General features: G+C 73.9%; 17 protein-coding genes. 8 read left to right on the top strand and 9 right to left on the bottom strand.

Annotated features, from left to right (window positions below):
• The first annotated feature begins 296 nt into the window (after positions 1–296).
• Positions 297–704: a YciI family protein gene (locus ACFVGO_RS33520; RefSeq protein ID WP_359908576.1), complete on the top strand. Its 408-nt coding sequence runs from the start codon at positions 297–299 to the stop codon at positions 702–704.
• A gap of 8 nt (positions 705–712) precedes the next feature.
• Positions 713–1,870, top strand: coding sequence for an RNA polymerase sigma factor (locus tag ACFVGO_RS33515; RefSeq protein ID WP_380358098.1), 1,158 nt, complete (start codon positions 713–715; stop codon positions 1,868–1,870).
• A gap of 43 nt (positions 1,871–1,913) precedes the next feature.
• On the opposite strand, the gene ACFVGO_RS33510 is transcribed toward ACFVGO_RS33515, so the two are convergent.
• The 5 genes from ACFVGO_RS33510 to ACFVGO_RS33490 all read right to left on the bottom strand — a co-directional run bounded on the left by ACFVGO_RS33510 (position 1,914) and on the right by ACFVGO_RS33490 (position 7,485).
• Positions 1,914–3,224, bottom strand: coding sequence for a DUF58 domain-containing protein (locus tag ACFVGO_RS33510; RefSeq protein WP_380358100.1), 1,311 nt, complete (start codon positions 3,222–3,224; stop codon positions 1,914–1,916).
• Positions 3,225–3,351: 127 nt separating this feature from the next.
• On the bottom strand, positions 3,352–4,362 hold the full coding sequence (locus ACFVGO_RS33505) for an AAA family ATPase (protein WP_380358103.1): 1,011 nt from the start codon (positions 4,360–4,362) through the stop codon (positions 3,352–3,354).
• Positions 4,359–5,579 carry a DUF4350 domain-containing protein gene (locus ACFVGO_RS33500; RefSeq protein WP_380635855.1) on the bottom strand — a complete coding sequence of 407 codons (1,221 nt, stop codon included), beginning with the start codon at positions 5,577–5,579 and terminating at the stop codon, positions 4,359–4,361. Before ACFVGO_RS33500 ends, ACFVGO_RS33505 begins: the two co-directional genes overlap by 4 nt.
• Positions 5,576–6,277, bottom strand: a complete 702-nt coding sequence (locus ACFVGO_RS33495) for a DUF4129 domain-containing protein (RefSeq protein ID WP_359908566.1) — start codon at positions 6,275–6,277, stop codon at positions 5,576–5,578. The genes ACFVGO_RS33500 and ACFVGO_RS33495 overlap by 4 nt, the downstream gene beginning before the upstream one ends.
• 5 nt (positions 6,278–6,282) lie before the next feature.
• Entirely contained in the window at positions 6,283–7,485 is a 1,203-nt protein-coding gene (locus ACFVGO_RS33490; protein ID WP_380635853.1) for a hypothetical protein, read from the bottom strand.
• Between the two features lie 308 nt (positions 7,486–7,793).
• Between ACFVGO_RS33490 and mtrA the strand changes: the two genes are divergently transcribed.
• From mtrA to ACFVGO_RS33475, 3 genes are read left to right on the top strand one after another with little or no spacing between them, the layout of a single operon-like run.
• Positions 7,794–8,471, top strand: a complete 678-nt coding sequence (gene mtrA, locus ACFVGO_RS33485; protein ID WP_030247322.1) for an MtrAB system response regulator MtrA — start codon at positions 7,794–7,796, stop codon at positions 8,469–8,471.
• Between the two features lies 1 nt (position 8,472).
• Complete coding sequence (gene mtrB, locus ACFVGO_RS33480; RefSeq protein ID WP_380358111.1) at positions 8,473–10,584, top strand: MtrAB system histidine kinase MtrB; 2,112 nt, start codon at positions 8,473–8,475, stop codon at positions 10,582–10,584.
• A complete protein-coding gene (locus tag ACFVGO_RS33475; RefSeq protein WP_359908561.1) occupies positions 10,559–12,448 on the top strand; it encodes an LpqB family beta-propeller domain-containing protein in 1,890 nt (629 codons plus the stop codon). Before mtrB ends, ACFVGO_RS33475 begins: the two co-directional genes overlap by 26 nt.
• 75 nt (positions 12,449–12,523) lie before the next feature.
• On the opposite strand, the gene ACFVGO_RS33470 is transcribed toward ACFVGO_RS33475, so the two are convergent.
• Positions 12,524–13,252 carry a ComF family protein gene (locus tag ACFVGO_RS33470; protein ID WP_380635851.1) on the bottom strand — a complete coding sequence of 243 codons (729 nt, stop codon included), beginning with the start codon at positions 13,250–13,252 and terminating at the stop codon, positions 12,524–12,526.
• 369 nt (positions 13,253–13,621) lie between these two features.
• On the opposite strand from ACFVGO_RS33470, the gene hpf reads away from it, so the two are divergent.
• The gene (gene hpf / locus ACFVGO_RS33465; protein WP_359908558.1) at positions 13,622–14,317 is read left to right on the top strand and encodes a ribosome hibernation-promoting factor, HPF/YfiA family; all 696 of its coding nucleotides are present in this window, start codon (positions 13,622–13,624) and stop codon (positions 14,315–14,317) included.
• Between the two features lie 195 nt (positions 14,318–14,512).
• Complete coding sequence (locus tag ACFVGO_RS33460) at positions 14,513–15,265, top strand: response regulator transcription factor (protein ID WP_359908555.1); 753 nt, start codon at positions 14,513–14,515, stop codon at positions 15,263–15,265.
• A 12-nt stretch (positions 15,266–15,277) separates the two neighbouring features.
• Here ACFVGO_RS33460 and ACFVGO_RS33455 read toward each other — a convergent pair whose 3' ends face one another.
• Together ACFVGO_RS33455 and ACFVGO_RS33450 are read right to left on the bottom strand one after the other, a co-directional pair.
• On the bottom strand, positions 15,278–16,480 hold the full coding sequence (locus tag ACFVGO_RS33455; protein ID WP_380635848.1) for a winged helix-turn-helix domain-containing protein: 1,203 nt from the start codon (positions 16,478–16,480) through the stop codon (positions 15,278–15,280).
• 132 nt (positions 16,481–16,612) lie between these two features.
• The gene (locus tag ACFVGO_RS33450; protein WP_380357171.1) at positions 16,613–17,170 is read right to left on the bottom strand and encodes a GNAT family N-acetyltransferase; all 558 of its coding nucleotides are present in this window, start codon (positions 17,168–17,170) and stop codon (positions 16,613–16,615) included.
• Between the two features lie 265 nt (positions 17,171–17,435).
• Here ACFVGO_RS33450 and secA point away from each other — a divergent pair, with 265 nt between their 5' ends.
• Positions 17,436–20,198 carry a preprotein translocase subunit SecA gene (gene secA, locus ACFVGO_RS33445; protein WP_359908546.1) on the top strand — a complete coding sequence of 921 codons (2,763 nt, stop codon included), beginning with the start codon at positions 17,436–17,438 and terminating at the stop codon, positions 20,196–20,198.
• Positions 20,199–20,299: 101 nt separating this feature from the next.
• Here secA and ACFVGO_RS33440 read toward each other — a convergent pair whose 3' ends face one another.
• The gene (locus ACFVGO_RS33440; RefSeq protein WP_380635846.1) at positions 20,300–20,758 is read right to left on the bottom strand and encodes an Rv3235 family protein; all 459 of its coding nucleotides are present in this window, start codon (positions 20,756–20,758) and stop codon (positions 20,300–20,302) included.
• Positions 20,759–20,962: the final 204 nt, after the last annotated feature.

The raw sequence follows: 20,962 nt of genomic DNA, 5'->3' as shown, positions 1-20,962 counted from the left end.
GAAGCTAAGCCTTACAGCGCCGATGGTACTGCAGGGGGGACCCTGTGGGAGAGTAGGACGCCGCCGAACAATTATTCAGAAGAACCCCCATCCGGATTCCGGATGGGGGTTCTTCGCGTTTCCGGGCCCAACCGGCCCAACCGGCCCAACCGGCCCAACGAGGCTTCCGGGCCCGACAGGCCGGCCGCGGGTGGGTCGAAAAAATCTCGGCCGGCCGTGTCGAGAACCCGTGCCCGGCACCGTCCCCGGGGTGAGCGCGGCCAGAATGGGTCGCACCAAGCTCCGAGGAGACGACGATGGCCAAGTACCTGCTGCTGAAGCACTACCGGGGTGCCCCGGACGCGGTCAACTGCGTGCCGATGGACCAGTGGACGCCGGAGGAGGTCACGGCGCACATCACCTACATGCAGGACTTCGCGGACCGGCTGGAGAAGACCGGCGAGTTCGTCGACGGTCAGGCGCTCGCACCCGAGGGGACGTGGGTCCGGTACGACGGCGAGGGGCGTCCGCCGGTCACCGACGGTCCGTTCGCGGAGACCAAGGACCTCATCGCCGGCTGGATGGTGATCGACGTCGACAGCTACGAGCGCGCCGTCGAGCTGGCCGGGGAGCTGTCGGCCGCGCCCGGGGCCGGGGGGAAGCCGATCCACGAGTGGCTGGAACTGCGCCCGTTCCTCGCCATGCCGCCGACCATCACGGAGTGACCTGCCCGATGAACGAGGCCCTGTTGAGGAGCCTCACGCCGAGCGTCATCGGTGTCCTCGTCCGCCGCGGAGCGGATTTCGCGGCGGCCGAGGACGCCGTGCAGGAGGCGCTGGTCGAGGCGGTCCGGGTCTGGTCCGACGGGCAGCCGCGCGACCCCAAGGGCTGGCTGGTCACCGTGGCCTGGCGCAAGTTCCTGGACGCGGCCCGGTCGGATGCCGCCCGGCGCCGTCGGGAGGACCTGGTCGAGCAGGAGCCGGGGCCGGGGCCCGCGGCCGGTGCGGACGACACGCTCCAGCTCTACTTCCTGTGCGCCCACCCGTCGTTGACGCCCTCTTCGGCCGTCGCGCTGACCCTGCGTGCGGTGGGCGGGTTGACCACCCGCCAGATCGCCCGGGCCTATCTGGTGCCCGAGGCGACGATGGCGCAGCGGATCAGCAGGGCCAAGCGCACCGTCTCCGGCGTCCGGTTCGATCAGCCAGGGGACGTCGCCACCGTGCTCCGGGTGCTCTACCTGGTCTTCAACGAGGGCTACTCCGGTGATGTCGACCTCGCGGCCGAGGCGATCCGGCTCACCCGGCAGCTCGCGGCGGTGATCGATCATCCCGAGGTGGCGGGGTTGCTGGCCCTGATGCTGTTGCACCACGCCCGGCGGGCCGGCCGGACCGGGCCCGACGGTGCGCTGGTGCCGCTGGCCGAGCAGGACCGCGCCCGCTGGGACACCGGACTGATCGCCGAGGGCATCGGGATCCTGCACAGGGCCCTGGCCCGGGACCGGCTGGGCGAGTTCCAGGCCCAGGCGGCCGTCGCGGCGCTGCACGCCGACGCCCCCACCGCCGAGGAGACGGACTGGGTGCAGATCGTCGAATGGTACGACGAGCTCGTCCGGCTGACCGCCAGTCCGGTGGTGCGGCTCAACCGCGCGGTGGCGGTCGGCGAGGCGGACGGTCCGCGCGCCGGGCTGGCGGAGCTCGCCGAACTGGACGACGCGCTGCCCCGGTACACGGCGGTGGCGGCGTACCTGCACGAGCGCGACGGGGACGCGGCGACGGCGTCGCGGCTGTACGCGGAGGCGGCGCTCAAGGCGTCCAACCTCGCCGAGCGCGAGCACCTGACCCGTCAGGCGGCCCGGCTCAACGCTGGGTTGAGGGGGCGGACCCGGGAGTGACGGAGCGTCGGATCCGCCTGGGCGGCATCCGGAGGGCAGCGGCTCAGAGCCGGCCGGCGGCCTTCATCGCCAGGTAGGTGTCGGCCAGGGCCGGGGCGATCCGGGCCGGCGGGGCGTCCAGGACGGTGACGCCGTGGCGGGTGAGGCGCTCGGCGGTGGCCCGGCGGTCGGCGCGGGTCTGTTCGGCGGCCGCCGCGCCGTAGACCGCGTCCAGGGTGCCCCGCCCGGCGGCGAGGACCTCCAGCTGCGGGTCGGCGACGGAGGCGAGGACGACCTCGTGGCGCTTGGTGAGCATGGGCAGCAGCGGGCGCAGCCCGTCCTCGACCGGGGCCGCGTCGAGGCCGGTGAGCAGCACGATCAGCGAGCGCTGGGGGGCCATCTTGAGTGCGGTGGCCACCAGTGAGCGCATGTCGGTCTCGTGCAGGGCGGGTTCGAGCCCGGCCATCGCGTTGGTGAAGGCGGGCAGTACCTCGTGGGCCGAGCTGCCGGCCACGGTGACGCGCTTGCGGGAGTCGTGGGCGAGCAGGTCGACCCGGTCGCCGGCCCGGGTGGCGAGGGCGGTGAGCAGCAGCGCGGCGTCGAGGGCGGCGTCCAGGCGGGGTGCGTCGCCGACCCGGCCGGCCGAGGTGCGGCCGGTGTCGAGGACGACGAGGATGTGCCGGTCGCGTTCGGGGCGCCAGGTGCGGACGGCGACGGTGTTCCGGCGGGCGCTGGCGCGCCAGTCGATGGAGCGGACGTCGTCGCCGGGCAGGTACTCGCGCAGGGAGTCGAACTCGGTGCCCTGGCCGCGGGTCAGCACCGAGGTGCGGCCGTCGAGTTCGCGCAGCCGGGCGAGCCGGGAGGGCAGGTGCTTGCGGCTGGCGAACGGGGGCAGTGCGCGGACCGTCCAGGGGACGAGGTGCGAGCCCTGGCGGCCGGCCAGGCCGAGCGGGCCGAGCGAGCGGACCGTCACCCGGTGGGCGTGGTGGTCGCCGCGGCGGGTGGGGGTGAGCACGGTGGTGATCCGGCGCCGCTCGCCGCCGGGGAGGGTCAGGGCGTGCCGGGAGGCGGCCTCGGCGGTGCCGGGGCGCCAGGCGGACGGGGCCCAGGCGTCGCGGACCAGGCCGCGGAGCAGTCGGCCGGACGGGTTGGTGACGGTCAGTTCGACCGTGGCGGGCTCGCCGAGCCGCACGGTGGTGTCGCCGCTCCGTCCGAGTCGCAGGCCGCGGACCGGGGCGGCGAGCACCAGGTCGACCGCGACGGCGACCAGCACCGCGCCGGTGACCAGGCCGATCCCGGTCCAGGACGGCAGCAGCAGGCCCACGACGAGCGCGCCGAGTGCGGCGAGCAGGGCGGTTCGCCCGGTGAGGGCCATGCGGTGCGCTCCTTCGGAAGCCCGTGAGTCGGTGGCCCGTGGGCCGGTAGCCCGTGGGCCGGAGGGCCGGAAACGGGTGTGGTGCGGTGGGGTGCGGGACGGCGTGCCGCGGTGGGGTGTGCCCGGGTCAGCGGGGTGCGGGCGTCTGGGCGAGGACGGCCTGGATGACGGAGTCGGCGGTGACGCCCTCCATCTCGGCCTCGGCGCGCAGCGCGACCCGGTGCCGCAGGGTGGGCAGGGCGAGCGCCTTGACGTCGTCCGGGGTGACGTAGTCGCGGCCGGCCAGCCAGGCCCAGGCGCGGGAGGCGGCGAGCAGGGCGGTGGCGCCGCGCGGGGAGACGCCGATCGACAGCGACGGGGACTGCCGGGTGGCCCGGCAGAGGTCGACGATGTAGGCGAGGATCTCGGGGGAGACGGTCAGCTTGGCGATCTGCTCGCGGGCGGCGACCAGGTGCTCGGGCCCGGCGACCGGGCGGACGCCGGCCGCGCGGAGGTCCCGGGGGTCGAAGCCGGCGGCGTGCCGGGAGAGCACCTGGAACTCCTGGTCGCGGTCGGGCAGCGGCAGGATCAGCTTGAGCAGGAAGCGGTCCAGCTGGGCCTCGGGCAGCGGGTAGGTGCCCTCGTACTCGACCGGGTTCTGGGTCGCGGCGACCAGGAACGGGACGGGCAGGGCGCGCGGTTCGCCGTCCACCGTGACCTGGCGCTCCTCCATGGCCTCCAGCAGGGCGGCCTGGGTCTTCGGAGGGGTGCGGTTGATCTCGTCGGCGAGCAGCAGGTTGGTGAAGACCGGGCCGGGCTGGAAGGAGAACTCGGCGGTGCGGGCGTCGTAGACGAGCGAGCCGGTGACGTCGCCGGGCATCAGGTCGGGGGTGAACTGGATGCGCTTGGTCCCCAGGCTGAGCGCGGTGGACAGGGTGCGCACCAGCAGGGTCTTGGCGACGCCGGGGACGCCCTCCAGCAGCACGTGGCCGCCGCAGAGCAGGGCGACGACCAGGCCCGTGACGGCGGCGTCCTGGCCGACCACGGCCTTGCCGATCTCGGCGCGCAGGGCGGTCAGCGCGGTGCGCGGGTCGGTGGCGGGGGTAGCGGGTGCCGTGCCGGGGACGGAGCGGAGCTGGGCGGTTGCCTGGTCGGTCACGGGTTCCGTACCTGCCTTTCGAGGGCGTCGAGGTCGTCGGCGAGCCGCAGCAGTGCGGCGTCGTCGGTCGGGGGCGGGCCGTACAGCAGGGCCCGGACGTCCCCGGCGGGCCGGGCGGGCAGCCGGTCGGCCACGGCGACGCAGAGCGCGTCGGAGTCGGGTGCGTCGGCCCGGAGCGGGACGCCCAGGGCGGGGGCGAGGCGGTGGGCGGTGGCGCCGCGCAGCGCCTCGGCGGCGCGGCCGCGGGCCCTGGCCCGCCGGTACAGGCGGGCGCGGCCCTCGGTGGTCTCGGCGGCGCGGACCACCACGGGCAGGTTCTCGCTGACCACCGGGCCGAGCCGGCGCCCGCGCCAGAGGGCGGCGAGCACGGCGGCGACGGCGAGCTGGTAGCCGGCCCAGTGCCAGCCGCTCGGCAGGTAGTCGCCGAAGGTCTTGGTGCGGGCGCCCTCGGGGAGCGGGGCGGAGTAGTCGGGCAGGTGCCAGGTGAGGCGGGGCTGCGAGCCGAGCAGGCCGAGGGCGAGGGAGGCGTCGCCGTCCTTGGTCAGTTCGCCGTTGTGCAGGAAGGTTCCGCTGCCGAGCACGATGACGTCGTGGTCGCCGTCGCCGACGGGGAGGCCGACCAGCGGGTAGCCGTGGCCGCGGGCGTAGCAGCCCTCGCCGCGGCTGCCGCTGGTGTAGAGCATGCCGCCCTGCTGGGCGCTGCCGGCCCGGACGGCCTCGGTGAGCGAGCAGTCGGCGGGGGTGGAGCGGACGGAGGCGTAGGCCGGTCCGCCCGCGTCGTCGGACAGCCGGATGCCGGGGGCGAGCGCGGTGAGCGCGGCCGGGCCGGGGGCGACCAGGACCAGCCGCCGGTGCCGGGCGGCGGCGACGGCGCGCAGCTGGGCGGGGTCGAGCAGGTCGGGTTCGGGCAGCACGAGGGTGTCCGGTCCGGCCGGGGTGGTGGTCGGGTCGGTGCTGAGCTCGGCCTTGATGCCCTGGCGTTCGAGCAGGGCGACGACGGCGTGGGCGCCGTCGCGGTCGTACGAGCGCGGGTCCAGCGGCGGGTAGCGGCGGTCCTGGTCGAGGGCGGACACGGCGGCGGCGCCGATCAGCAGGGCGGCGAGGACGGCCAGGTACCAGCGGGCCCGGCGCCACAGGCCGCGCGTGCTGGGGGTGAGGCTGGTCGGGGTGCCGGGCGCCTCGGTGCCGGGCGGGGGCGTGGGGACGGTACCGGTCATGCCGCTCCTCCCGGGGTCGGGGCCGGGACGGCGGCACCGGCGGTGTCGGGCGCGAGGACCGGGCGGGTGCGCTCCAGGGTCCGGTCGAGCTCGTGCAGCAGCCGGTAGGCGTCCTGGTCGGCGGTGCGCTCGCCGTACGCGATGTCGTCGAAGGTCCGGGCGGCCGCGGCCAGTGCGGCGGCGTGCTCGGGCAGCGCCCGGCCGGCCTCGGTGGCGGCCTCGTCGGCGGTGCGGCCGGGGCGGATGTCGAGCAGGGTGCGCTCCTCCAGGCTGCGCACCAGGGCGCGCATCTGCTCGCGGACGGCTTCGGTCCAGCGTCCGGCGGCGGCGTGCCCGGCGGCGTCCGCCCGGTACTGGTCGGCGCTGCGCGGGCCCTCGGCGCCGTACACGTCCGGGACGGTGCGGGCGGCGCGGCGCGGTGCGCCGAGGCGCCACCAGAGCGCGGCGCCGATCAGCACCGCGACGATCAGGAAGAGGATCAGTCCGGTGGTGCCGGTGGTGCCGTCGCCGGAGATGCTGTCGAGCGCTCTGGCGATGTGGTCGTAGATCCAGTCCGTGATCCGCTGCAGCACGGACGGGTCGTGCTTGTGGTACTCCGCGTCGAGCAGTTCGTCGCGGGCGGCCTCGCGCGCCGGGTCACGCGGCACGGTGACCGGTGCGCCGCCCGCGGCGAGCAGCCCTTCCCCCCAGTTCGGCATCCGGCTCAGCGCCTCGCTGACGTCGGGTCGCCCGGGCCGCCGCCCCAGCCGGTGCCGCCGTGCTCGGGCAGGCCGGCCGCGCGGGCGAGCTCGATGTCCAGGGCCTCGCGGCGGATCCGCTGGTCGATGTAGACCAGCACGCCGACGGCGGCGATGAACGGGGTGGTGAAGGTGCCGGCGATGATCCCGGCGACCGCCAGCAGGAGCAGCATGGCGACGCCCTGGTCGGCGGCGTCGGGCAGGCCCTGGCGGCTGAGCTTCTCGAAGCCCAGCAGCAGGCCGATGAGCTGGGCCGGGACCACGACGACCATCGCGACGACGAACGCCAGCACGTAGCCCAGCACGGTGATGCCGAGGACCCGCCACCAGGCGCCGCGGACCAGGCGCCGCGAGCGCGACAGTGCCGTCAGCACGCCCTGCTTCTCCAGCATCAGGGCCGGGGCGGCGAGGCTGAAGCGGATCCACAGCCAGGCGGCGACCGGCAGGGTCAGCAGACCGAGCAGGCTCAGCAGGCCGGTGACGGCGGCGGAGCCCTGGCCGGCGAGGCCGTACCCGACCATGGGGGCGAAGCCGAGCAGGATCACACCGGGGCCCAGCAGGGCGGTGAGCAGGGTCAGCCCGAGCAGTTGGAGCAGCCGGGGGCGGGCGTCGCGCCAGGCCTCCCCGGCGGTCACCGACCGGCCGAGGACGGCGCGGCTGACCACGATGGTGAGCAGCGCGGTGGCGAACACGTTGAGCAGCAGCTCCAGCGGCAGCCCGGCCAGCATCCGCAGGGTCTGGGTGGACTCGCCGGTCTTCCCCTTGACCAGCAGGTTGACCACGACGGAGCCGGCCTGGGAGAGCACGGCGAGGCCGAGCGAGAGCGCGAGCACGGTGCGCCAGTGCCGGCGGACGGTGGTGACGGCACCGTCCAGCAGTTCGCCGAAGCTCAGCGGGCGCAGCGGGATGACGCCCGGCTTGGGGCTCGCCGGGGCGCCCCAGCCGTACGGGCGGTGGCCGCCGGGAGGCTGCTGCCCCCACTGCTGGCCCCACCGCTGTCCCCACTGCTCTCCGGGCCGGGGGGCGCCGGCCGGGCCGGGGCGGCCTGCGGTGTCCTGCGGTGGTGCCGACGGCCCGGGCACGGCGGCGGGCGCGTCGGCCGGGGGCCGGGCGTCGTCGCGGGGCGGCTCGGACGAGCTGGGCGAGGCCCAGCCCGGGGTGTCGGTCATCACTGCTCCTCGGAGGGCGTCACGGGCGCGACTGCGAACGGATCTTCCGCCCGCGCGCAGCGCCCATCGTGCCATGGGGCCGGAAACCAGCCCCATGGCGATCCGGTTGCTGATCGGCAACGGTCCTCGGCGGCGGGTCGGGCGGTGGTCCGCAGCGGGTCCGGAGGGGGTCCGGAGGGGGCCGGGGGCGTTCCCGGCGGGCGCATTCGCCCGGTATGGCCGGAATGCACCGGTGGGGGAGTTGGCCGTTCTGGAGCATTGGCACTGCTGTGCGGCAGGTCACAATCCGGTAATGAGAAGATGGACGCATGAAGGGACGCGTCCTCGTCGTTGATGACGACTCCGCACTGGCCGAGATGCTCGGCATCGTGCTGCGGGGTGAGGGTTTTGAGCCGTTTTTCGTCGCGGATGGGGACAGGGCGCTAGCGGCGTTCCGGGAGACCAAGCCGGACCTGGTCCTGCTGGACCTGATGCTGCCCGGTCGGGACGGCATCGACGTGTGCCGGCAGATCCGGGCGGAGTCGGGCATCCCGATCGTGATGCTGACCGCGAAGACCGACACGGTCGACGTGGTGGTGGGTCTGGAGTCCGGCGCCGACGACTACGTCACCAAGCCGTTCAAGCCCAAGGAGCTGGTGGCCCGGGTGCGTGCGCGGCTGCGCCGCGCCGAGGAGCCCACGCCCGAGCAGCTGACCATCGGCGACCTGGTGATCGACGTGGCCGGCCACTCGGTGAAGCGGGACGGCCGGGGCATCCCGCTGACCCCGCTGGAGTTCGACCTGCTGGTCGCGCTGGCCCGCAAGCCCTGGCAGGTGTTCACCCGCGAGGTACTGCTGGAGCAGGTCTGGGGCTACCGCCACGCGGCGGACACCCGCCTGGTCAACGTCCATGTGCAGCGCCTGCGTTCCAAGATCGAGAAGGACCCGGAGCGCCCCGAGATCGTGGTGACCGTCCGCGGCGTCGGCTACAAGGCCGGACCCAGCTGACGTGACGGACCGGGCAGACGACACCCCGTCGGGTTCCGCGGCCGACGGGGCCGGTGCCGTGCGCGGCGACGTGCTGAGTTCGACCACCCGCCGCCGGCGAGGCCCTTCCGCCGTGGTGGCGCTGGTCAAGCGTCAGCTGCGCCGCCCCGTGCACCGGGTGGCCACGCTCTACCGCCGGTCGATCCAGCTGCGCGTGGTCGCGGTGTCCCTGCTCGCGTCCATCGCGGTCGTCCTGGTGCTGGGTGTGGTCGTGGTGGCGCAGGTGCGCACCGGCCTGCTCGACACCAAGATGGACGCCGCCCGCGCGCAGGCCCGGATCGGCTTCCAGGTCGAGCAGAAGAAGATCGACGAGGCCCGGGACCAGAAGCTGCGGGGCACCGCCGACCCGACCGTCGACGAGACCGGCACCTGGCTGCTGCGGCAGGTCAACGACCTTGCCGGGAGCGGGCAGACCGTCTACTCGGTGATCGCCATGGCCCCCGGCACCGGCGCCGTCGTCCCCGACACCGCCGGCTTCGCGCCGCGCTACTCGGGCGACATCCAGCCGATCAGCATCCCGGACGCCCTGCGGGCCAAGCTCGCCTCCGAGCCCGGCCAGATGTTCGACCAGCCGACCCGGATCCACCGCTCGCCCGAGAGCGGCGGGAAGTCCGAGCCCGGGCTGGCCCTCGGCATGCAGTTCGTCGGTCCGGCCGCGGCCGGGAACAGCTACCAGATGTTCTACGTGTTCTCCTTCGGCCAGGAGACCGACACCCTCAACCTGGTCACCGGCACCCTGGCGACCGCCGGGGTGTTCGTGGTGATCCTCATGGGCGGCATCGCCTGGGTCGTGGTGCGCCAGGTGGTCACCCCGGTCCGGATGGCCGCCGGGATCTCCGAGCGGCTCGCCGACGGCCACCTGGAAGAGCGGATGAAGGTCACCGGGACGGACGACATCGCCCGCCTCGGCGAGTCCTTCAACCGGATGGCCAACGCCCTTCAGGCGCAGATCCGGCAGCTGGAGGAGCTGTCCCGGGTGCAGCGGCGGTTCGTCTCGGACGTCTCGCACGAGCTGCGCACCCCGCTGACCACGGTCCGGATGGCCGCCGACCTCATCTACGACAGCCGTGAGGACCTGGACCCGATGGCGGCCCGCTCGGCGGAGCTGCTGCAGGGCCAGCTGGACCGCTTCGAGTCGCTGCTCGCCGACCTGCTGGAGATCAGCCGCTTCGACGCCGGCGCCGCGATCCTGGACGCCGAGCCGGTCGACCTGCGCGAGATCGTCGCGCGGGTGGTCGAGGCCGCCGAGCCGCTCGCCGAGGCCAAGGGCAGCGCTGTGGTGATCCGCGGCGACGGCGAGCCGGTGCTGGCCGAGGTGGACTCCCGACGGATCGAGCGCATCCTGCGCAACCTGGTGGTCAACGCCCTGGAGCACGGCGAGGGCCGTGACGTGGTGGTCCGGCTGGGCTCCGCGGACGGCGCGGTCGCGGTCGGCGTGCGCGACTACGGCATCGGACTCAAGCCGGGCGAGGCGTCCCGGGTGTTCCACCGTTTCTGGCGGGCCGACCCGTCCCGGGTGCGGACCACCGGCGGCACCGGCCTCGGCCTGTCCATCGCCGTCGAGGACGCCCACCTGCACGGCGGCTGGCTCCAGGCCTGGGGCGAGCCCGGCGGCGGCTCGCACTTCCGGCTCACCCTGCCGCGCACCCGCGGCGGCGAGATCACCCGGGCGCCGTTCCGGCTGGAGCCGGAGGACTCCCGCAACAACCGGGGCCTGGGCGCGCAGGGCACGCCGTACCGGCGGGCGATCAGCCCGTCCGGGGCGACGGCGACGGCCGCGGTCGAGGACCAGGCGGAGACGCCGGAGGCCGTGGGCAGCAGCCTCGGCAGCGGGCTCGGCGGGGTGCTGAACATCGGCCCCGGGCTGGGCCGCAGCCGACTGCCGGAGGGGCCGCGCGCGGACCCCTCGGGCGTGTGGACGGCCGCCGGGTACGGGGCCACCGGCGCCCAGGTCATGGTGGACCCGACGCCCGGACGGCCGTCGGTGGCACAGCGGACGGCGGAGCCGGACGTGACGGGCGGGACGACGGACGCGGAGGGGTCGCAGCGTGCGAGGGACGAGCAACAGGACTGAGTCGCGGCTCCTCGCGGCGGTCGGCACGCTGGTCGGCGCCCTGGTGGCGAGCGGCTGCGCGACCATGCCGGATTCCGGCGGCATCGCCCGGGTGGAGCTGCCCCAGGGGTCGGCCGACAAGAACCTGCAGGCCCGGGTGTACCCGGTGGCACCCGGCCGGGGCGCCAAGCCGCGCGAGCTGCTGACCGGGTTCCTGGACGCGGTGACCGCCGACGAGGGGTACGACACCGCGCGCAAGTACCTCACCGAGAGCGCCGCCGCGGAGTGGAAGCCCGAGGCGGAGATCCGGGTGCTCTCGTCCACGACCATCCCGGGCGGCCAGGACGTCACCGACGCGGACACCACGGTCTCGGTGCCGGTGAGCGGGCAGTTGGTCGCCACCGTCGACGAGAAGCACTCGTACCAGCTGGTCGCAGGGCAGAACAACGTCTCGTCCGACTTCACCTTCGTCCGGGAGAAGGACGAGTGGCGGATCGACAAGCTGCCGACCGGCGTGATCATGAACGAGACCAACTTCCGGAACAGCTTCCGGCAGGTCGCGCGGTTCTTCTACACCGCGCCCGACCCGTCGGCGGTGGCCTCCGGGAACGTCGGCCAGGAGGTGCTGGTCGCCGACCCGGTCTACCTGCGGCGCCGGATAGACCCGCTGGCCACGGCGGCCCAGGCGGTGGCCGACGGGCCCTCGACCTGGCTCTCGCCGGTGGTCCGGACGGCGTTCCCGAGCGGCGTCAGGGTCGAGCGGGTGACCATCGACGACGGCAGGGTCGCCCACCTGCAGATCGGCGGGGTCGACCTCGGCGAGCCGATGGCCTGCCGGCGGATGGCGACCCAGTTCTTCTACACCCTCGCCGACCAGGGCAAGGGCCAGGTCGAGCGGCTGGAGCTGAAGGGGCCGCACGGTTCCTGCACCGTCGGCCGCGGCGACGAACCGCCCACCGGCCCCGGTGCGCTGGCCGGGCCGACGCCCGGGAAGCAGTACTACCAGCGTGCCGACGGCGCCCTGGTGGCGACCGACGAGGGGGGCCCCGGCGATCCGGTCCGCGGCGTCCTCGGCAAGCCGCAGTCGAACACCAAGCCGCCGCTCGGCGCCGTCGCGGTCGGCCGCAGCGGCACCCAGGTCGCGGCGATCAGCGAGGACGGCCACCAGGTCTACTCGGTGCCGCTGTCGGACAGCGCGGTGACCATGGGCGAGCCGGTGCTCAGCTCTCCGGCCAAGGGCGGCGACAAGGAGGACGGCTTCGCCTCGCCCACCTGGGACGGCCGCGGCGACCTCTGGGTGGTGGACCGCAACAAGCAGGCCCCGCGGGTGGTGATGGTGCGCGGCGCCAAGTCGTACACCGTGCCGGTCGAGGGGCTGACCGGGCAGACCGTGCAGTCGCTGAAGATCTCCTCGGACGGCGTCCGGGTCGCCCTGGTGGCCAGGACCCCGGGCTCGGCCGTCCGCTCGCTGTGGTTCGGACTGGTGGTGCACGACGGCACCCCGCAGGCGCCGACCGTGAAGATCACCGGGCTGCGCCGGGCCGCCCCCACGCTCACCGACGTCGCCTCGGTGTCCTGGGCGGAGACCGACCAGCTGCTCGTGCTCGGCAAGGAGTCCGACCGGACCCAGCAGCTGTACTTCATCAGCACCGACGGCTCGCAGAGCACGGACACCCAGCTGCAGAGCGCCGAGAGCATGACGACCGTCGCGGCCTCGGAGTCCCGGGGGGACAGCCTGACCCAGGCGCCGCCGGTGCTCGCGATGGGCGAGGTCAAGCAGGCGGACGGCAAGCCGAGCGAGATCAAGGCCTTCCGCCTGGTCAACCACCAGTGGCGGGAAGCCTCGCTGATCGACAAGCCCCGGTCCTTCCTCTACGCGGGCTGACGGCGCGTCCGGGCGGGCCGACGGGCCTTCCCGGGCCCGCCGCGGGGCCGGCCGCGCGAGCTGACGCGGCGGCGGTCAGCCGGCCGGGCGCGCGGTGGCCGCGACCGTGGCCCCGGCCCGGGCCGGCAGGCCGGCGTCGGCCAGCGCCCGGGCGGCCTCGGCGAGGCTGGCCCCGGTGGTCACCAGGTCGTCCACCAGCACCGGGTGACGGCCCGCGAGGCCCGCGGGCCCGGTCCGGGCGCGCGGCAGCACGGTCAGGGCTCCGCGCAGGTTGCGGCGCCGCTCGGCCGCGTTCAGCCCGGCCTGGTCGGCGACCGGCCGGGTGTGCCGCAGCAGCGGCGCGGCCCGGACGTCCAGGCCGGTCCGGCGCAGTGAGCGGGCGGCCGCCCCGGCCAGCCGCAGCGTCGGATCGTGCCCGCGGGCGCGGACGGCCGAGCGGGCCGAGGGCATCGGGACCAGCAGCAGCGGCGCGGCCCCGGCCCGTGCCCCCAGGGCGGAGCGCACCGCCCGTCCGAGGGCCTCGCCGAGCGGCCCGGCCAGCCGCAGCGCGCCCCGCTCCTTGTGGGCGAGCAGCAGTTGCCGGACCGCACCGGTGTACGGCGCGGCGGCGTGCGTCCAGGGCAGCACGGTCGGGGCCGGCCGTGCGGTGGCCAGCGCGCGCCGGCAGGCCGGGCAGAGCTGGGTGCGCTCGCTGCCGCAGCCCGCGCAGTCGGCGGGCAGCAGGACGTCCAGCAGCCCGGCCAGTGCGTGGCCGAACGGCCCTTGGGCGGCCGGCGGGCGGGTGGCGGCGGGGGACGGCGGCACGGCTGCTCCTGGCGGTGGCAGGCACGGAGAGTCAGCACAGGATCCGCCGTATGGGGGGCGTTGTCCAGGTATTTACCCATACTTCACCCGCGAGAGGGTAGACAGGGTGGACCAGCTTGACCGCCCGACCGCAGTATCGGGTCATACCCTCCTCATCGCCTGGGGAGGCGGAAAACCCGTGTGAGGTGTTCGATAAGGCCCAGGGGGTTTCAACCGTCCCTGGTGGGGAGGAAGTGAGGTGAGGGCCAGTCGTTTCCCGCCGCTGGCGGCGGGGGCGGGGGGTCAGCAGTGGATGGGCTGGTCCAGCTGGGTCTCAGTCCGGTCCGGTAGCACCCGGATCGGCGTCAGCACGAGGGATCGGAGTTCTGCGTGGACATCGTCGTCAAGGGCCGCAAGACCGAGGTGCCCAAGAGGTTCCGCGAGCACGTGGCCGAGAAGCTGGAGAAGGTCCAGAAGTTCGACGCCAAGGCCATCAGCCTGGACGTCGAGGTGTCCAAGGAGCACAACCCGCGGCAGGCCGACCGCTCCGATCGGGTCGAGATCACTCTCCGCAGCCGCGGCCCCGTGATCCGGGCCGAAGCCGCCGCCGCCGACCCGTACGCGGCGCTCGACCTGGCCTCGGCGAAGCTCGACGCGCAGCTGCGCAAGTCCGCGGACCGGCGTCGGGTGCACAAGGGCGGCGCGAACGGCCGCACCCCGATCAGCGTCGCCGAGGCGACCGCGGCCCTGGCCGCGCTCCCGGCCACGACGGCGCCGGAGGGCGAGACGAACGGCGCCGTCCGCAAGACCATGATGGGATCCCTGGAAGTGGAGGGCGAAGGCCCGCTGGTGGTCCGGGAGAAGACGCACCCGGCCGCCCCCATGGCGCTGGACCAGGCGCTCTACGAGATGGAGCTGGTCGGCCACGACTTCTACCTCTTCGTGGAGAAGGACAGCGGCCTGCCGAGCGTGGTCTACCGCCGGCACGGCTACCACTACGGCGTCATCCACCTGCAGACCGACCTCGCGGCCGGGCCGGGCAGCGGGGCGGGCGGCGCGATCGGCGGGTCCGACGACGAGGACTGACCGTCCGAGCGGTGATGGAGGGGTGACCCCGGCGGCCCTGGCCGCCGGGGTCACCGGCGTTCGGGCGTGTCCGCCGTTCGGGGCGCCCGGCGAAGGGGTCACCCGATGCGGGGGAATCGACACCGGAGGGTGACCGCAGCGGGTTCGGGGCGTGGAATGATTGGCGCACGACGACCCGCGAAGGGGGAGGAGCGGATGGGGGATCACTTCGGGCTGGGGCCCGGGTCCGGGCCAGGGCTGCCGTTGGGGGCGGAGGACGAGTCCGCGTACGAGCCGCGCCGGAGTGAGCCGATCCGCGTCCTGGTGGTGGACGACCACGCGCTGTTCCGCCGCGGGCTGGAGATCGTGCTCGCGGAGGAGCCGGACATCAAGGTCGTCGGCGAGGCGGGGGACGGCGCCGAGGCCGTGCTGAAGGCCGCCGACCTGCTGCCCGACATCATCCTCATGGACGTCCGGATGCCGCGCCGCAGCGGGATCGAGGCCTGTACGGCGATCAAGGACGTGGCGCCCAGCACCAAGATCATCATGCTGACGATAAGCGACGAGGAGGCCGACCTCTACGAGGCGATCAAGGCGGGGGCCACCGGCTACCTGCTCAAGGAGATCTCCACCGACGAGGTCGCGACCGCGATCCGCGCGGTCGCCGACGGGCAGTCGCAGATCAGCCCCTCGATGGCGTCCAAGCTGCTCACCGAGTTCAAGTCGATGATCCAGCGCCGTTCCGACGACCGGGACCTGGTGCCCGCGCCCCGGCTCACCGACCGGGAGCTGGAGGTGCTCAAGCTGGTGGCGACCGGGATGAACAACCGGGAGATCGCCAAGGAGCTGTTCATCAGCGAGAACACCGTGAAGAACCACGTGCGCAACATCCTGGAGAAGCTCCAGCTGCACTCCAGGATGGAGGCCGTGGTGTACGCGATGCGGGAGAAGATCCTCGAAATAGGGTGAGCCGGGCGGGACTCAGCGGTCCGTCAGCAGTTTCTCCAGGGTCGGGCGCAGCCGCTCGTCGTGCAGCGTCCCGACCCGCACCCCGTCGCAGCCGACCCAGTCGGCCGCCTCGCGCAGCGCCGTCGCCAGTGCCTCGACGTGCCGGGCACCGCCGCCGTCCAGCGAGATCTGCCGGGCGACCAGGGTGCGCCCCTCGCGGGCCGGGTCGACCCGGCCGACCAGCCGGCCGCCGGCCAGCAGCGGCATCGCGAAGTAGCCGTGCACCCGCTTGTGCTTGGGCGTGTACGCCTCCAGCCGGTGCGTCATGCCGAAGATCCGCTCGGTGCGGGCGCGGTCCCAGACCAGCGAGTCGAACGGCGAGAGCAGCGTGGTGCGGTGGCGCCCGCGCGGGACGGTGGCGAGGGCGGCCGGGTCGGCCCAGGCCGGGGCCGGGGCGCCGTCCGGGCCCCAGCCGGTCACCTCGACCGGGACGAGCCCGCTGTCGGCGAGCACCGGGTCCAACTGCTCGGCGCGCAGCCGGTGGTAGTCCAGCAGATCGGCCCGGGTGGCCACGCCGAGCGCGGCGCCGGCCTGGCCGACCAGCGTGCGCAGGCAGTCCTCGTCCGACCGCTCCTGTCCGAACAGCTCGGCCGGGACGGCCTGTTCGGCCAGCGCGTAGACCCGCTTCCAGCTCCGGCGCTCGGTGCAGACCACGTCACCGAAGGCCAGCGCCCGCTCGACCGCGATCTTGGTGTCGGACCAGTCCCACCACTCGGCGGTCCGCTTGGCGCCGCCCAGCTCGGTGGAGGTCAACGGCCCCTCGGCGCGCAGCTTGTCGAGCACGGCGCGGTAGGTCTCGGGTGCGACCTGGTGGCCCCAGAGGTGGCCGCGGTCGCGGTAGCGGCGGCGCCGGAAGGCGAACAGCGGCCACTCCTCGACCGGCAGGACGCAGGCCGCGTGCGACCAGTACTCGAAGCTCGTGCCGCCGCCCCAGTAGGCCGCCTCGACGGCCGGGCGGCCGACCGCGCCGAGCCGGGCGTACGGCACCAGCTCGTGCGAGCGGGCGAGCACCGAGATGGTGTCCAACTGGACGGCGCCCAGGTGCCGCAGCACCCCGCGCACCCCGCCGCGGCGGTCCGGCGCGCCCAGCAGGCCCTGGGCGCGCAGGGCGATCCGGCGGGCGTCGTCCGCGCTGAGGACGGCGACGGGGGCGGGGCGGGCGTCAGCGGCGGTCATGCCGGGGAGCGTAGCCCCGGGCACTGACAGCGCGGGCCGGGGGCGGGGTGCGGACCGCAGCGGACCGCAACGGACCGCAACGGCGCCGACCCGGGCCCGCGGGCCTCGCGGGCCCGGGCCGGCGCCGAGGCCTCAGGCCAGGTCGGAGGGCAGCAGGGAGGCGATCCAGGCGTCGTGGAAGACGCCGCGCTGCTCGGCGTAAGAGCGCAGGGTGCCCTCGAAGCGGTAGCCGGCCTTCGCGGCGACTGCGCGGGAGCCCTCGTTGCCGACGTAGGCCTGCCACTCCAGGCGGCGCAGGCCGAGCTCGCGCAGGCCGAAGAGGGAGACGGCGCGGGCGGCCTCGGTGGTGTAGCCGCGGCCGCGGAACTCCTTCACCGCCCACCAGCCGATCTCGGCGGAGCCCGGGTCGTGGGCGCGCAGGACGAGCCCCTGGGACCCGACCAGGGCGCCGGACTCGCGCTCGAACACGCACCAGATCCGGTTCGCTCCGGTGCGCCAGCCCTCGATGGCGAGATCGCGCACGAAGAACTCCGCGTCCTCGCGCCGGTACGGAGACGGAACGACGGTCCAGCGCTGGATCTCCGGATCCTGGCACGCCGCGAAGACGGCGTCGACGTCGGATTCCTGCGGGGCCCGCAGGACGAGCCGCTCGGTGGTCAGGACGACCGGTTCGGTGCTGGTTTCTTCCATGAACGGATTATTTCGCCGGGTGAGGCGGCCGGGCATCCGAATATCCCGCCGGTCCGCCCGCCCGCCAGGAGGCCGATTCCAGGGCTCGCCGACCGTTTTGCCCCGGTGGGCGGTGCTATCGGGCCATGTGCCCGCGGGGGTGACACGGGAATACCGTGCTGACGCACCTCCCGGGGGGTTGGACTCCTCGCATACGATGGCCCGTGCGGTGGGGTGACCCGCCGTGCAGTCGTCCAGTGCCAATACAGGCAAGGAGCCCGCTCACGTGTCCGTCTTCGACAAGATCCTGCGCGCCGGCGAGGGCAAGATCCTTCGCAAGCTGCAGCGGATTGCTGCCCAGGTCAACTCCATCGAAGAGGACTTCGTCAACCTCACCGACGCCGAGCTGCGCGCACTGACCGACGAGTACAAGCAGCGGCTCGTCGACGGCGAGAGCCTGGACGACATCCTCCCCGAGGCGTTCGCCACCGTCCGCGAGGCCGCCAAGCGCGTGCTCGGCCAGCGGCACTACGACGTCCAGCTGATGGGCGGCGCCGCCCTGCACTACGGGTACGTCGCCGAGATGCGCACCGGTGAGGGCAAGACCCTCGTCGGCACCCTGCCCGCGTACCTGAACGCGCTGACCGGCAAGGGCGTCCACCTGATCACGGTCAACGACTACCTCGCCGAGCGCGACTCGGAGTGGATGGGGCGGGTGCACCGCTTCCTCGGCCTCGAGGTCGGCGTGATCCTGGGCAGCATGACGCCCGTCGAGCGCAAGCGCCAGTACGGGATGGACATCACGTACGGCACGAACAACGAGTTCGGCTTCGACTACCTGCGCGACAACATGGCCTGGTCGCAGGACGAACTCGTTCAGCGCGGCCACTACTTCGCGGTCGTCGACGAGGTCGACTCGATCCTGATCGACGAGGCCCGCACCCCGCTGATCATCTCCGGCCCGGCCGACCAGGCGACCAAGTGGTACGCCGACTTCGCCAAGCTGGTGCAGCGCCTGAAGGTCGACCGCGACTACGAGGTCGACGAGAAGAAGCGCACCGTCGGCATCCTGGAGGAGGGTGTCAGCCGGGTCGAGGACTACCTGGGCATCGACAACCTCTACGAGTCGGTGAACACCCCGCTGGTCGGCTTCCTGAACAACGCCATCAAGGCGAAGGAGCTGTACAAGCGGGACAAGGACTACGTCGTGATGAACGGCGAGGTCATGATCGTCGACGAGCACACCGGCCGCATCCTGGCCGGCCGCCGCTACAACGAGGGCATGCACCAGGCGATCGAGGCCAAGGAGGGGGTGGAGGTCCAGAACGAGAACCAGACCCTGGCCACCATCACCCTGCAGAACTTCTTCCGCCTGTACGACAAGCTCGCGGGCATGACCGGTACCGGCACCACCGAGGCCGCCGAGTTCCACCAGATCTACAAGCTCGGCGTGGTGCCGATCCCGACCAACAAGACGCCGCTGCGCATCGACCAGCCCGACCTGATCTACAAGTCGGAGCCGGCCAAGTTCGCCGCCGTGGTCGAGGACATCGCCGAGAAGCACGAGAAGGGCCAGCCGGTGCTGGTCGGCACCGTGTCGGTCGAGAAGTCCGAGTACCTGTCGCAGGAGCTGCGCAAGCGCGGCATCCCGCACGAGGTGCTGAACGCCAAGCACCACGAGCGCGAGGCGCAGATCGTCGCGCAGGCCGGCCGCAAGGGCGCCGTCACCGTCGCCACCAACATGGCCGGCCGTGGTACCGACATCATGCTCGGCGGCAACTCCGACCACCTCGCGGCGGCCGAGCTGGCGCAGCGCGGGCTGACCCCGACGGACACCCCGGAGGAGTACGAGGCCGCGTTCCCGGCCGCGCTGGAGAAGGCCAAGGCCTCGGTCAAGGCCGAGCAGGACGAGGTCAAGGAGGCCGGTGGCCTCTACGTCCTCGGCACCGAGCGGCACGAGTCCCGCCGGATCGACAACCAGCTGCGCGGCCGCTCCGGCCGTCAGGGCGACCCGGGCGAGTCCCGCTTCTACCTGTCGCTGGGCGACGACCTGATGCGCCTGTTCAAGGCCGGCATGGTCGAGCGCGTGCTCTCGATGGCCAACGTCCCGGAGGACGTGCCGATCGAGTCCAAGATGGTCACCCGCGCCATCGCCTCCGCGCAGACCCAGGTCGAGCAGCAGAACTTCGAGATCCGCAAGAACGTCCTCAAGTACGACGAGGTGCTCAACCGCCAGCGCGAGGTCATCTACGGCGAGCGCCGCCGGGTGCTGGAGGGCGAGGACCTCCAGGAGCAGGTCGGCCACTTCATGGACGACACCGTCGAGGCGTACGTCCGGGCGGCCACCGGTGAGGGCTTCGAGGACGACTGGGACCTGGAGAAGCTCTGGACCGCGCTCAAGCAGCTCTACCCGGTCACCCTGGACCTGGAGGAGCTGGAGGAGGAGGCCGGCGGCCAGGCCGGTCTGACCCCCGAGTTCCTGATCAAGTCCATCCAGGAGGACATCCAGGGCCAGTACGGCGCCCGCGAGGACCAGCTGGGCGCTGAGATCATGCGCGAGCTGGAGCGCCGGGTCGTGCTGTCGGTGCTGGACCGCCGCTGGCGCGAGCACCTCTACGAGATGGACTACCTCCAGGAGGGCATCGGCCTGCGGGCCATGGCGCAGCGCGACCCGCTGATCGAGTACCAGCGCGAGGGCTTCGACATGTTCACCGCGATGATGGAGGGCATCAAGGAGGAGTCCGTCGGCTACCTGTTCAACCTGGAGGTCCAGGTCGAGCAGCAGGTCGAGGAGGTCCCGGTCGAGGACGCCCAGGTGGTGCTCGACAAGCTGGAGAAGGACGCCGCCCGCCCGGAGATCAAGGCCAAGGGCCTGGAGGCCCCGAAGCCGCAGCGGCTGCACTACACGGCCCCCTCGGACGAGGTCGGCGGCGGTGTCATCGAGGGCGACTTCGAGGACCTCGCGCCGGAGGACGAGGGCGACGGGCTGACCCGCGCCGAGCGCCGCAAGGCCGCGAAGTCGGCCAAGGGCCGTCGCCGCAAGGGCTGAGCCGGCCGCCGGACACCAGCCAGGACGCCACGCAGGGCGCCGTTCCCGGACCGGGACGGCGCCCTGCGCCGTCGTGTACCGCCGGGGGTGCGGCGGGGCGCTCACCGGGCCTCCACGGCGGTGCACTGCCACTGCCCGGCCGGGCCGCGCTGCTCCAGCCGGAAGGCCACCACGTGGTGGCGCCGGCCGAGGTCGACCCGCACGCAGGCCTCGACCGCGTCCGGGGCGGGCGAGCGGTCGTGCACCGGGCCGAGCCGGGGCCGGTCGGCGGGGCCGCCGCGGCGCAGCGCTCCGGCCCGTACCAGCGAGGCGAGCTGTCCGTAGCCGGCCAGGCTGGTGTGCCGCATCAGCTGGCCGGAGGGCCGGGCGCCGGTGAGCACCTCGACCAGCCGGTGGGCGAACCGGGCGGCCAGCGCCCCGGAGTCGGGTCCGGGGGAGTCGGGTCCGGTGCAGGCGGCGCGCGGGTGGCGCGGCCGGCGGCCGGCCGGGTCGCAGCCGCCGGCGTCGCGCGGACGGCGGTCCGGGTGGGCGGTGGGACGGGCGGTGAACCGGACGGTCACGGGGTGGCTCCTCGGCTGGGTGGTGCGGGTACGGACGGGTCCAGGCTGGAGGCGTCCGACGCGGGGCGGCAACGGGTTTCCTGAGTGCCGGGGGCAGGCGCTGGAGTTCACCTATCCGGGGGAACCGGCCAGTGCGGCGACGGGCCGGACGGGCCGGTCGGCGGCGCCCGGTTGACGTGCGGGGACGGACCGTACGGCCCGAAA

Source organism: Kitasatospora sp. NPDC057738 (assembly GCF_042798815.1).
GTDB lineage: Bacteria > Actinomycetota > Actinomycetes > Streptomycetales > Streptomycetaceae > Kitasatospora > Kitasatospora lactacystinica.
Note: the sequence above shows the minus strand (reverse complement) of the source record. Positions and strands in the feature narration are given on the sequence as shown.

Coding starts and splice junctions, on each gene's coding strand:
- ACFVGO_RS33495 (WP_359908566.1), bottom strand. CDS start 6,277: ATGCCGAACTGGGGGGAAGGGCTGCTCGCCGCGGGCGGCGCACCGGTC.
- ACFVGO_RS33520 (WP_359908576.1), top strand. CDS start 297: ATGGCCAAGTACCTGCTGCTGAAGCACTACCGGGGTGCCCCGGACGCG.
- ACFVGO_RS33460 (WP_359908555.1), top strand. CDS start 14,513: ATGGGGGATCACTTCGGGCTGGGGCCCGGGTCCGGGCCAGGGCTGCCG.
- ACFVGO_RS33515 (WP_380358098.1), top strand. CDS start 713: ATGAACGAGGCCCTGTTGAGGAGCCTCACGCCGAGCGTCATCGGTGTC.
- ACFVGO_RS33490 (WP_380635853.1), bottom strand. CDS start 7,485: ATGACCGACACCCCGGGCTGGGCCTCGCCCAGCTCGTCCGAGCCGCCC.
- ACFVGO_RS33510 (WP_380358100.1), bottom strand. CDS start 3,224: ATGGCCCTCACCGGGCGAACCGCCCTGCTCGCCGCACTCGGCGCGCTC.
- ACFVGO_RS33450 (WP_380357171.1), bottom strand. CDS start 17,170: ATGGAAGAAACCAGCACCGAACCGGTCGTCCTGACCACCGAGCGGCTC.
- ACFVGO_RS33455 (WP_380635848.1), bottom strand. CDS start 16,480: ATGACCGCCGCTGACGCCCGCCCCGCCCCCGTCGCCGTCCTCAGCGCG.
- ACFVGO_RS33500 (WP_380635855.1), bottom strand. CDS start 5,579: ATGACCGGTACCGTCCCCACGCCCCCGCCCGGCACCGAGGCGCCCGGC.
- mtrA (WP_030247322.1), top strand. CDS start 7,794: ATGAAGGGACGCGTCCTCGTCGTTGATGACGACTCCGCACTGGCCGAG.